We start from the raw sequence: 11,274 nt of genomic DNA on the forward strand, positions 1-11,274 counted from the left end.
AGCCTTCCAAGCTGGCCTCTCCTCAATCAAGGAAACAACATGGCCCGCGTTACCGTCGAGGATTGCGTCGACAAGATTCCCAACCGTTTCGACCTCGTCCTGCTCTCCGCGCATCGCGCGCGGGAAATCTCGGGCGGTTCGGAACTGACCGTCGATCGCGACCGGGATAAAAACCCCGTCGTCGCGCTGCGCGAAATCGCCGAACAGACCGTGCGTCCGACCGATCTGAAAGACACGCTGATCGGTTCGCTGCAAAAGGTTGTCATCGACGATGACGATACGCCTGATGAAATCAGCTCGATCAGCCGTTCGGCTGAAGCTCTTCGTCTGACCGCCGCTGCGCCGCCGCGCAGCCCGGCTGGTGGCGGCAGCGACTTCGAATAAGCGCTGCGACCAAAGATCACCAACGGGGCCGCGGGAAACTGCGGCCCTTTTTGTTTGGGCGGATATTCTGATGCTAGAGTGACGGAGTTCTAGTCGGCTCCATGCTGAAATCGCCTCCGCCACTCTCGCGCTGGAACCTCATCTCACCCTCCGGCCGCGTAAGGATGAACGCCTTGTCGCGCGCCTGAAAACAGGCGCCATCAAACACCGCGACCCCGAAATCATTGGGCACCAGTCGCGCGTGCAGCTTCCCCTTGTCGGCCTCCACCAATTCGAACCGCGGCGCGGCGATGTTGTAGATCGGCTCGTTCAGCTCGACCCAGCGCGGGACGCGCGTGTCGCCCTCGGGCATCGTCCAGCCATAGACCTGCGTATAATCCTCGATCGGATCGCCCTGGTCGAAGCCGATCACGAAATCGACCCCCGCGACGCCGCGCCCGTTTGGCCAGCTGACGAAGATCGTCGGGACCGCGCCATCGACCTCGACGGGTGCGGCCTTGGCAAAGGCGGGCGGGACGGGCGTGGGTTCGGTGAACAGGCAGATCGCGTCTCCGCGCGCTTCCCAGCGCCCCTCGGCGCGTTCGTCCATCGCGCCGACCGTGAGGCCGTATTGGAAATGGCCGTCGGCGGCGATGCGCAGCCCGCCTGCGGCGTCGGGCCCTTCGCTCAGCCGATAGTCGCCCACCAAGGGCGATTCTTGCGCCGCAGCGGCGGAAGCGCACGAGACGGCGAGGGTGACGGCAAGCAGGATTTTTCGCATCCGCCGATACTGCGCCGGTTCGCCGGACCGCGCCAGCCCCTTCCCACAAACCGCGCCACCTGCTACCCGCCCGCGCCATGTCCCAGAACCGCCCCGACCGCCGCACCTTCGCCATCATCTCGCATCCCGACGCGGGTAAAACGACGCTGACCGAGAAATTGCTCGTCGCCGGCGGCGCGATCCATATCGCGGGCGAGGTCAAGGCGCGCGGCCAGGCGCGGCGCGCGCGGTCCGACTGGATGAAGATCGAACAGCAACGCGGGATTTCGGTCACATCGTCGGTAATGACCTTCGAGCATCAGGGGCTGGTGTTCAACCTGCTCGACACCCCGGGGCATGAGGATTTCAGCGAAGACACCTATCGCACCCTGACAGCCGTCGACAGCGCGGTGATGGTGATCGACGCCGCGAAGGGCATCGAACCGCAGACGCTGAAACTGTTCGAGGTCTGCCGATTGCGCTCGGTGCCGATTATTGCCTTTATCAACAAGGTCGATCGCGAAGGCCTGCCGCCGTTCGAACTGCTCGACGAGGTTGCCGAGCGGTTGGCGCTCGACGTGTGTCCGATGAACTGGCCGGCCGGGATGGGCGGACAGTTTGAGGGGATTTATGATCTGGTCGATCCCGCGATCATGAAGCCGGGTGGCGACGCGTCGCGGATATACGAAGGTCACCGCGCCAAAGTTGCGGGGCTGGACGACCCGGCGCTGGCAGCAGAGCTTTCGGAGCGCGCTCTCGCGCTGCTCAAGGAAGAAACCGAGCTGGCATCGGCCTGCTACGCGCCCTTCGACGTTGCGGCCTACCGCAACGGTGACCTGGCTCCGGTCTATTTCGGATCGGCGCTGAAAGAATTCGGCGTCATCGACCTGCTTTCGGCGCTCGCCAACCACGCGCCGGGACCGCAGCCGCAGCCCGCCGAACCCGCGCCGGTGCATCCCGACGACGATGCCGTCACCGGCTTCGTGTTCAAGGTGCAGGCGAATATGAACCCAGCGCACCGCGATCGCATTGCTTTCATGCGGATGTGCTCGGGCAAGTTCGAGCGCGGCATGCGCCTGACGCAGGGCGGGACGGGCAAGGCGATCGCGATCAGCCGCCCGATGTTGTTCCTCGCGCAGGATCGCGAAATGGCAGAGGAAGCCTGGCCGGGCGATATCATCGGTATTCCGAACCATGGCACGTTGCGCGTCGGCGATACCTTGTCCGAACGCACCGACATCACGATCACCGGGCTGCCGAACTTCGCGCCCGAACTGCTGCGCCGCGTCGCGCTGGTCGATCCGACCCAGACCAAGAAATTGCGCAAGGCGCTCGACGATATGGCCGAGGAGGGGATTATTCAGGTCTTCTACCCCGAGATCGGCGCGAATATGATCGTCGGGGTCGTCGGCCAGCTCCAACTCGACGTGCTGATCAGCCGTCTCGATGCCGAATATAAGGTCGCGGCAAAGCTCGAACAGTCGCCGTGGGACACCGCGCGTTGGATCGCCAGCGACGATGCTGTGGCGCTGAAGGCGTTCCAGGCCGATCATCGCGGCGCCGCGGCGACCGACCGCGATGGCGCCCCGGTGTTCATGGCGAAGGATGCGTGGGAAGTTGGCTATGTCACCCAGCGTCACCCCGCGATCCGCTTTACCGCGACCAAGGAGCGTCGGTTCGCGGTCGAATCCTGACCGCGTTAGATAAGACTCAGCAGGTCGGCGGGTGCTGCCACTTCGTCTTCCTCATCCTCTTCGCCCTCGAATTTGCTGAGCGTCACCCCTAGCAGCCGTATCCCCTGTGCCGTCGGAAGCAGGGGGTCAAGGATCGCTTCGCCCGCCGCCAGCAGCGACGAGCCATCGAGGATCGGCGCCGGGGTCGATTTCGCCCGCGTGATCGTCTGGAAATCGGCGTAGCGCAGCTTCAGCGTCACCGTCCGCCCGCGCGCACCTTTCTTGGCAGCGCGGTCCCACACCACGGTGCAGACATGCGCCAGCGCCTCGCGGATTTCTGTGTCGCTGATCAAATCGTTGAAGAAGGTGCGCTCGCCGCCGAGTGATTTGAGCGGCCGATTCGACTTCACGCGCCGATGATCGATCCCGCGCGCCAGATTAAACAGCCATTCGGCGCTGTTGCCGAAATGGGTCGCGAGCCAGAGGCCATCCTTTTCCGCGAGATCGGCGCCCGAAAACACCCCAAGCCCCTCCATCTTCGCCGCAGTCACCGGGCCGATGCCGTGGAAACGCCGAATCGACAGCATCTGGACAAAGGCGGCGCCTTTGCGCGGCGGGATGATCGTGATGCCGTCGGGCTTGTTCTGGTCCGACGCCAGCTTGGCGATGAACTTGTTATACGATACCCCGGCGGAGGCGGTGAGGCCGGTTTCGTCGTAGATTCGCTGCCGGATCAGCCGCGCGGTCGCGGTCGCGCTGCCGAGCCCCATCCTGTCGGCGCTGACGTCCAGATAGGCTTCATCGAGCGACAGCGGCTCGACTTCATCGGCATAGTCGCGAAAAATCGCGCGAATCTGATGTGAGACTTCGCGATACGCCTCGAAGCGCGGCGGCACGAAAATCAGGTCGGGGCATTGGCGCTTTGCGGTGATGCTCGGCATCGCCGATCGCACCCCGAACTTGCGTGCCTCATAACTCGCCGCCGCGACGACCCCGCGCCGCGATGACCCACCGACTGCGACGGGTTTGCCGCGCAAGGCCGGATTGTCGCGCTGTTCGACCGACGCGTAAAAGGCATCCATATCGACATGGATGATCTTGCGAACGGGTGCGTCCGCCGCATTGCCGGGTTCGACTTCGTCTTCCACGCCGATGGATTAGCATGTTGCCACGATGTTCTCAATGACGTGCGGCGTGGCCTATGACCGCAAACGCTTGACGCGGGGCAGGCAAAATGGCAATCGCCGCCACCTTGGAGATGCGGGTATAGCATAGTGGTAATGCTCTAGCCTTCCAAGCTAGCTAGGCGGGTTCGATTCCCGCTACCCGCTCCAAGATTTCATCCGACATCGTCCGACATTGTCTTTGAAAACCGCAGAAAACTCCGGTATATTGCCTTTCTTTTTCCGATGGTATCCGGCGCTATCCGGTGGCAGCCGAGCATGTCTGGGGGCCACTTAGGGGGCCTCGTCATCGGGGACGAATTCGGGTGGCCCCCACCGTGGGGGCCACTTGGTGGAAAGGCCCATGAAATAATGCCACTTTCTGATGTCGTCATCCGCAACGCTAAGCCGCGCGAGAAACCATTTAAGATGGGTGATTCGCTCGGACTGTTTTTGCTGGTTCAGCCGAGTGGCGGGAAATTGTGGCGTCTCAAATATCGTATCAACGGCCGCGAAAAGAAGTTCGCGCTAGGCGTTTATCCGGATGTGAGCTTGAGCGATGCCCGCCGTCGCCGCGACGAGGCACGCCGGTTGCTCGCAGATGGCAAAGACCCCTCTATCGAAAAGCAACGCGAGAAGACGCGCTCACGAATCGAAGCGAACAATACCTTCGGCGCAATCGCCGAAGAATATTGCCGCAAGCGGCGACGTGATGGAGAGAAGGCGTGGGCAACTTCCACCGCGACGCGAAGCGAGTACCTACTTTCGCAACTCGCCATTTCGATTGGCCGCGTGCCGGTCGCGGAAATCGGACCCGCGGACGTTCTCGCTGCTGTGCGCAAAATGGAGGACAAGGGAAATCTTGAAAGCGCGCGCCGGACGCTCCAACTCGCCAGCAGTGTCTTTCGCTATGCCGTCGCCACGGTCCGTCTGACTTCCGACCCCACGCGGGATTTGCGGGGCGCGCTGATTTCACCGAAGGTGACGCACTATGGCGCGATCACCGATCCCGCAAAGGCTGGCGAACTGCTTTTCGCGATCGACGGCTATGACGGTCATGGCGTCACCAAGCTCGCGTTGCAGATCTCACCGCATGTCTTCGTTCGTCCCGGCGAATTGCGTCAAGCCCAATGGGGAGAAATCGACTTCGCGTCCGCTTTGTGGACCATCCCCGCGGAAAAGACGAAGATGCGGAAGCCGCACCATGTTCCGCTGTCAGGTCAGGCGGTCGAACTGTTCCGGTCGCTGCAATCGCTTTCGGGGACGAGCGGCTATGCGTTTCCCTCGATCCGCACCCGGAAACGCCCGATGTCGGACAATACGCTCAATGCCGCGCTGCGTCGGCTCGGCTATTCGAGCGATGAAATGACGGGGCATGGCTTCAGGGCGATGGCAAGCACGCTGCTCAATGAATCCGGGTTATGGTCTCCCGATGCAATCGAGCGGGCGCTGGCCCATGGCGATAGCGACAAGGTTCGCGCGGCCTATCATCGCGGCGCACACTGGAAAGAACGCTTGAAAATGGCGCAATGGTGGAGCGACTATCTGGACGGTTTGCGGAAGGAGGCTCAATCCCGAACCCCATCCACTCGGCTTGAGGGTATCCAGTACAGATGATCCGACCGGATATGGAGAACGGATGGTTCTCCAATCGGGTTTGCCCGATGTCCTCGCTTTATCGCCCCATGACGCCGCCTTCATGCGATATCGATCGGTAAAGCTGAAAAAATGTTTCGCTAAAACAGAACGGAAGAGCTCTGCTTGTGCATCTTACTTCTGAACGCGCGCTGCACAGGACGGACCGCGCGTTCGCATCATCCCGGGCCTGAAAATCGCCCTGGTTCTTCAGACGCACCAATCACAAAGGGATCATTCTCCAATGCGTAAAATTGTTTTTCCGATCGTTGCTGCTGCCGCCTTCGCCCTGTCGCCCATAGTCGCCGCGCAGACGACCGAACAGCCCGCCAACGCCGAGCAGGCCGAACCCACTGCGGAGCCTGCTGCCGAGCCTACTGAACCTGCCGCTGAACCCGCTGCCGAACCGGCGGCGGAACCTGCGAAAGAACCGGCGAGCGACGAGCCGGCGGCCGATCCGAGCCGCTAAGGGGGCCAGGAATGCGAAAAGGGCGGGTCTTTCCCGCCCTTTTTTATTTGCCGACAGGGAATCCGAAAGGGCCGCGACCATGCTATGTTGGCGGCGCATAAAAATAATTCGCTAAAACAAAACGGAAAATCTCCCCTCGTGCATCGTACTTCTGAATGGAGGCGCGAAGACGCATGTCGTGAACCGGGAGAAGCGCGCAAAGATCATGGCATGGGTGGGGAAGGAAGTACTTCCCCACGAGGCCGACGTGCGCGCATGGCTCCGGCGCACGCTCGATCCCGAAGACCTCGAAGATGTCATCCAGGAAACCTACTGCCAGATCGCCGCGCTCAAGGATGTCGGCCATATTCGCAGCGGCCGCGCCTATTTCTTCACCGCCGCGCGGAGCATCGTCCTGATGCGATTGCGCCGCCAGCGTATCGTCAGCATCGAATCCGTTACGGAAATAGAGAGCCTGAACATCGTTGGAGATGAACCGTCGCCCGAACGGATCGCCGGGGGCCGCCGCGAACTGGACCGGGTGCGCCGACTGATCGAGGGATTGCCGGATCGATGCCGCAGGATATTCGAGCTTCGCAAGGTCGAAGGGCTGCCGCAAAGAGAAGTCGCGGAGCGGCTGGGGGTGACCGAGCATGTCGTCGAGAATGACGTGACCAAGGGTTTGAAATTGATTTTGCAGGCGATCGCCCAAGGTGAGCAGAACGCCGAACAAGCTATGGCAAGAATGGAACATGATGAGCGAGCGCGAAACAGCACAAGCGATCAATGATCGCGCGGCCGCATGGGTCGCCCGCATGGACCGCGAGGGCGGAGACCCTGTCGTGCGCGCCGAACTCAAGGCGTGGCTCGCGGGCGACGATCGCCGCCGCGGCGCCTATTTCCGCGCCAAGGCGGCGTGGACCATGCTCGACCGTGCGAGCGTGCTCGGCGCGGGGCAGGCTCCATCCTATGAGGTGGCCGCCGCTGGCGGCACGCGGTTTCCACGGCGGCGGCTTCTCTGGGGTGGGGGCGGCGCTATCGCTGCCGCATTGGTGCTCGGCATTACTGGCCTGGATTTCCTTGCTACGCCCGACCAGAAAATTCAGACGGCGATCGGAGAAATAAGGCGCGTCCCGCTGAGCGACGGCTCGCTCGCCGCGGTGAACACCCAGACGACGCTCGACGTCACGATGAAGCCCGAGGTGCGGCAGGTCGCATTGAAGGACGGCGAGGCCTGGTTTCAGGTCGCCAAGGATCGCGCGCGGCCCTTCGTCGTCGAGATCGGTGATGTGCGGGTGCGAGCGGTCGGTACGGCCTTTGCGGTCAAGCGCACGGCGGCTGGCGTCGATGTGCAAGTGACCGAGGGCGTCGTCGAGATTTGGCGCGTCGGCGACGAGGCCAATATCCAGCGCGTGAAGGCAGGGGCGCGCGCGTTAATCGCACCCGATCGGGCGGTCGCGCCTCTGGTTGCCGCGACTGAAGAAATCGACAATGCGCTCGCCTGGCGAACCGGCCAGCTCGTCTTCGACGGCGATAGCGTCGCCGAGGCGGTCGCCGAGTTCAACCGCTACAACGTCCGCAAGATCGAGGTCGTGGATGCGGGGTTGGGACAACAGAAAATGGTCGGTCGCTTCCGCACCAACGAACCCGACGCCTTTGCCCGCGCGGTCGCGACCTTGATGAAGGCGCGCGCCGAAATGCACTCGGATCGGATCATCTTGTCGCAGAACTGAAATAAATTCGGTCGGCGAAAACGGAAAACTCTCTCCCGCGCATCGTGTCCATGTGAGTCCGAATAATCGGGCCGGTTCATATGGGGAGGGATTTATGCGGTATCGCGATCTTCGCGGCGCTCTTGCGTCTTCGGCAGCCATCTGTGCGGTGGCAATCGCCACGCCGGCCATGGCGCAGACCAAGACTTTCGACGTGCCGGCGCAGTCGGCCGCGACGGGCATTCCCCAGCTCGCAACGCAGGCCGATGTGCAGATTCTCGTCAGCGCCGACGCCGTGAGTGGAAAAAGTATCCGTGCGATCAAGGGGACGATGACCGTCGATCAGGCCGTCCGCCGGGCTGCGGCCGATGCCGGTCTGCGTGTCGTGTCGAGCGACGGGCGGACTTATACGCTGGCATCCGCGACAGCGGCGGACACGGGAAACGCCGCGACACTCGCCGCCGATGACTATCGTGGGGAGGAAATTATCGTCACAGCTCAGAAGCGGACGGAATCCGCCCAGAATGTGCCGATTGCGATCACTGCCTTGTCGCAGAAAAACCTCGACGAGCAGAAGATCGAAGGTGGTCCCGACATTATGCGCGCGGTGCCGAACCTGACATTCTCAAAATCCAACTTCACTGGCTACAATTTGTCGATTCGCGGCGTCGGCACCAAGGCCATTTCGGCGACCAGCGATCCGGGTGTCGCGATCGCCTTCAACAATGCCGGCCTGATCCACAACCGCTTCTTCGAGCAGGAATTCTTCGACATGGAGCGGCTGGAGGTGCTGCGCGGGCCTCAGGGCACGCTATATGGCCGCAACGCGACCGGCGGCGTCGTCAACCTGATTTCGGCCAAGCCCAAACTGGGTAGCTTCGAGGGCAGGATCAAGGGCGAGGTGGGCAATTACGACAGCCGCCGCATGACCGCGATGCTCAATGTGCCGATCGCCAAGGACGTGCTTGGCATCCGTATCGCCGGATCGATGACCAACCGTGATGGCTATGACTATAACTCCGGGACCGACAACCGCGTCAATGGCCGCGATCTCTGGTCGCTCCGCACCACCGTCGCGTTCGAGCCCGCCCCTTGGTTTCGCGCCAATGCGATCTGGGAGCGGTTCAGCGAGAACGACAACCGCTCGCGCACGGGTAAGCAGCTTTGCACCAAAGATCCCGGGCGGACGCAGTTCGGGGCGAGAGATTTGAACACCTTGCCGGACGCCAATTTCAGAGATCGCGACACAAGCGATGGAATACGATCATACTTCCAGCAGGGCTGTTTGCCCGGAAGCCTCTATGACGAGGCAGCGTTTGGCGTGGTCAGCGGCTATGGAATATCGTTCGTTCAGGCGCCATTGTCTTTGGGGAATCTGGGACTGGCGATCGGTGGGTTGAACGGGCCTCAATATGGCTTTCCTGATGGAGCATTGGTATCTTTCCTTCGTCCAGGCGATCCATTCGCGGACGTTACGCAATCGCAAAATCTCCGCGAGATTGCTTCCATCCGTGATCCCAAATATCGGGCGAGCGCGGACTTGCTGCAATTGAATATCGAGGTGGATTTTTCGCCATCGCTGACCTTCGTTTCGCAGACCACTTATAACGAGGACAAGGTCTATTCCTTTCAGGACTATCTACGGAACGCCAGCAATCCGGCTTTCGTCGATACGAGCACGCTGCTGACTGGTGGCGCTACTGGGGCTACAAATCCTAGCGGTTTCCGAAGCCTCGCGCCCGGCGGCGTCTTTTGCGATCCCCAGATCGGTTGCTCGGATCGTATCGGCATCTTCGACGTGTCGCAGGCCAAGAGCAAGCAGTTCAACCAGGAAGTTCGCCTGCAATCGGACTTCGACGGTCCGCTGAACTTCAGCATCGGCGCGAACTACACGCGCTTCAAGACGCTGAACGATTATTATGTGATGTCCAACGTCCTGACAGCGTTGTCCTATTCCTTCCCATTCTACAACGCCACGCTTATGCCGTTGGACCGAAACATCTGCCCGCAATCCAACTACAAAGGCGGACTTTCGCCCGTGCCGATGGATGATCCGACGTCGAGCTGTATCTATGTCGATCCCAACCCGCTCGATTCGATCAACGGCGAGGGACATAATTATTTCCGGTCCAAGAATCCCTATAAACTTCGCTCCTATGCGATGTTCGGCGAAGCCTATTGGAATGTCAGCGACGATGTGAAGCTGACCGCCGGGCTACGCTACACCGACGACCGGAAGTCCTTCACGCCGATCCCATCGCAGGCCTTGCTGTTTCCGAGCATTCTCGGAGGCGGCACCGTCAACAAGGGTTATCCGGAGAAGCCCGACATTGTGCAGAGTTGGGGCGAGTTCACTGGGCGGATCGGCGTCGACTGGCAGCCGCAGCTCAACTTCACAGACGACACCCTGCTTTATGCCTTTTATTCGCGTGGCTACAAAGGCGGCGGCGCCAATCCGCCGACGCCGGGCTATGCAACCGAGGAAGAGACGATCGCTATCGCGAAGGCGGCGGGCGTCAGCGACTTCACTTTTTTCCTTTGGGACGCGATAGGATATCTGCCGAGCTTGACCCTATTCGCAAACGAATATGGTTCGACCTTCAAGCCCGAATTCGTCAACGCCTTCGAGATCGGCGCGAAGAACACCCTGTTGAATGGCGCACTCACGCTCAATGCGACCGCCTTCTACTATGATTACAAGGATTATCAGGTCTCGCAGATCAGGGACCGCACAGCCGTGAACGAGAATTTCGACGCCAAGGTCTGGGGCGCCGAACTGGAGGCGCGCTTCGCACCGACGCGCAACTTGCGCTTCAACGCCAATGTCGGTTATCTTAAGACAAAGATCGCCAAGGGCGAAACTTCGATCGACATCATGAATCGGACGCAGGGCAACTCCGACTATGCCGTGGTGAAGCCTTGGGTCCAACTGCCGTCGAATTGCGTGCTTCCAGCCTCGGTAATCGAACAAATCAACTTCTCCGCAACCCGGCCTCAGATTATGTGTCCCGGCGTTCGCGGTCCGCTAGTTCTTACATCGAGCCCAGTGACCGATCCGGCAACCGGTGCACCGTTCGATTATGCCAATTATCCCGAACTCAATGGCGGTGCCGGGCTATCGGCCGACCTGTCCGGCAACGAGCTGCCCAACTCACCGCGCTGGACCGTCAACCTCGGCGCCGAATATACGTTCGACTTTGATCAGGACTGGAGCGCGACCATTCGGGGCGACGGTTATTGGCAGGCGAAAAGCTGGCACCGAGTCTATAATCTCGCGCCCTACGACCGGCTGCGTAGCTGGAAGAATTTCAACATCTCGCTTCGCGTCGACGGCCCGGACGATCTGTCGATCGAAGCCTATGTGAAGAATGTCTTCAACAAGTCGCCGATCACTGATGATCTGCCCCCTTCTGAGTGGTCCAAAATTGATGATATTTTGGATTACGAAGGAGATTATGAATGCCGAGCAAGAAGCATCGCCCGGAAGAGATTATTGGCAAGCTGCGTGAAGCGGAGGTTG

8 protein-coding genes, 1 tRNA gene and 1 pseudogene are annotated in these 11,274 nt (G+C 61.0%); 8 read left to right on the forward strand and 2 right to left on the reverse strand.

All coding sequences use genetic code 11. The features are described 5' to 3' along the window. Nucleotides 1-39 precede the first annotated feature (39 nt). Nucleotides 40-384, forward strand: coding sequence for a DNA-directed RNA polymerase subunit omega (gene rpoZ / locus CDQ91_RS19630; protein WP_088474400.1), 345 nt, complete (start codon nt 40-42; stop codon nt 382-384). Between the two features lie 73 nt (nt 385-457). Here the strand turns inward: rpoZ and CDQ91_RS19635 are convergent, their stop codons facing one another. Beyond that, the gene (locus CDQ91_RS19635; RefSeq protein ID WP_088474401.1) at nt 458-1,144 is read right to left on the reverse strand and encodes a hypothetical protein; all 687 of its coding nucleotides are present in this window, start codon (nt 1,142-1,144) and stop codon (nt 458-460) included. Between the two features lie 77 nt (nt 1,145-1,221). Here CDQ91_RS19635 and CDQ91_RS19640 point away from each other — a divergent pair, with 77 nt between their 5' ends. Further along, nucleotides 1,222-2,817: a peptide chain release factor 3 gene (locus CDQ91_RS19640; RefSeq protein WP_088474402.1), complete on the forward strand. Its 1,596-nt coding sequence runs from the start codon at nt 1,222-1,224 to the stop codon at nt 2,815-2,817. Nucleotides 2,818-2,822: 5 nt separating this feature from the next. Here CDQ91_RS19640 and dinB read toward each other — a convergent pair whose 3' ends face one another. Then, nucleotides 2,823-3,944, reverse strand: coding sequence for a DNA polymerase IV (gene dinB / locus CDQ91_RS19645; protein ID WP_088474403.1), 1,122 nt, complete (start codon nt 3,942-3,944; stop codon nt 2,823-2,825). Nucleotides 3,945-4,056: 112 nt separating this feature from the next. On the opposite strand from dinB, the gene CDQ91_RS19650 reads away from it, so the two are divergent. The 6 genes and pseudogenes from CDQ91_RS19650 to CDQ91_RS19675 form a co-directional block, all read left to right on the forward strand. After that, a tRNA-Gly gene (locus tag CDQ91_RS19650) sits at nt 4,057-4,130 on the forward strand. Nucleotides 4,131-4,331: 201 nt separating this feature from the next. Beyond that, entirely contained in the window at nt 4,332-5,576 is a 1,245-nt protein-coding gene (locus CDQ91_RS19655) for a tyrosine-type recombinase/integrase (protein ID WP_088474404.1), read from the forward strand. A gap of 262 nt (nt 5,577-5,838) precedes the next feature. Continuing rightward, entirely contained in the window at nt 5,839-6,063 is a 225-nt protein-coding gene (locus CDQ91_RS19660; RefSeq protein ID WP_088474405.1) for a hypothetical protein, read from the forward strand. Between the two features lie 205 nt (nt 6,064-6,268). Then, entirely contained in the window at nt 6,269-6,832 is a 564-nt protein-coding gene (locus CDQ91_RS19665) for an RNA polymerase sigma factor (protein ID WP_088474406.1), read from the forward strand. Beyond that, entirely contained in the window at nt 6,795-7,775 is a 981-nt protein-coding gene (locus CDQ91_RS19670) for a FecR family protein (RefSeq protein ID WP_201791924.1), read from the forward strand. Before CDQ91_RS19665 ends, CDQ91_RS19670 begins: the two co-directional genes overlap by 38 nt. A gap of 310 nt (nt 7,776-8,085) precedes the next feature. Beyond that, nucleotides 8,086-10,638, forward strand: a pseudogene (locus CDQ91_RS19675) (TonB-dependent receptor); the annotation flags it as partial. Between the last annotated feature and the right edge of the window lie 636 nt (nt 10,639-11,274).

This window comes from Sphingopyxis witflariensis, assembly GCF_002205635.1.
Taxonomy (GTDB): domain Bacteria; phylum Pseudomonadota; class Alphaproteobacteria; order Sphingomonadales; family Sphingomonadaceae; genus Sphingopyxis; species Sphingopyxis witflariensis.

What these genes read in the sequence shown, in the direction of transcription:
- rpoZ (WP_088474400.1), top strand. Translation starts at nt 40, where the DNA reads ATGGCCCGCGTTACCGTCGAGGATTGCGTCGACAAGATTCCCAACCGT.
- CDQ91_RS19635 (WP_088474401.1), bottom strand. Translation starts at nt 1,144, where the DNA reads ATGCGAAAAATCCTGCTTGCCGTCACCCTCGCCGTCTCGTGCGCTTCC.
- CDQ91_RS19640 (WP_088474402.1), top strand. Translation starts at nt 1,222, where the DNA reads ATGTCCCAGAACCGCCCCGACCGCCGCACCTTCGCCATCATCTCGCAT.
- CDQ91_RS19655 (WP_088474404.1), top strand. Translation starts at nt 4,332, where the DNA reads ATGCCACTTTCTGATGTCGTCATCCGCAACGCTAAGCCGCGCGAGAAA.
- CDQ91_RS19660 (WP_088474405.1), top strand. Translation starts at nt 5,839, where the DNA reads ATGCGTAAAATTGTTTTTCCGATCGTTGCTGCTGCCGCCTTCGCCCTG.
- CDQ91_RS19665 (WP_088474406.1), top strand. Translation starts at nt 6,269, where the DNA reads ATGGCATGGGTGGGGAAGGAAGTACTTCCCCACGAGGCCGACGTGCGC.
- CDQ91_RS19670 (WP_201791924.1), top strand. Translation starts at nt 6,795, where the DNA reads ATGATGAGCGAGCGCGAAACAGCACAAGCGATCAATGATCGCGCGGCC.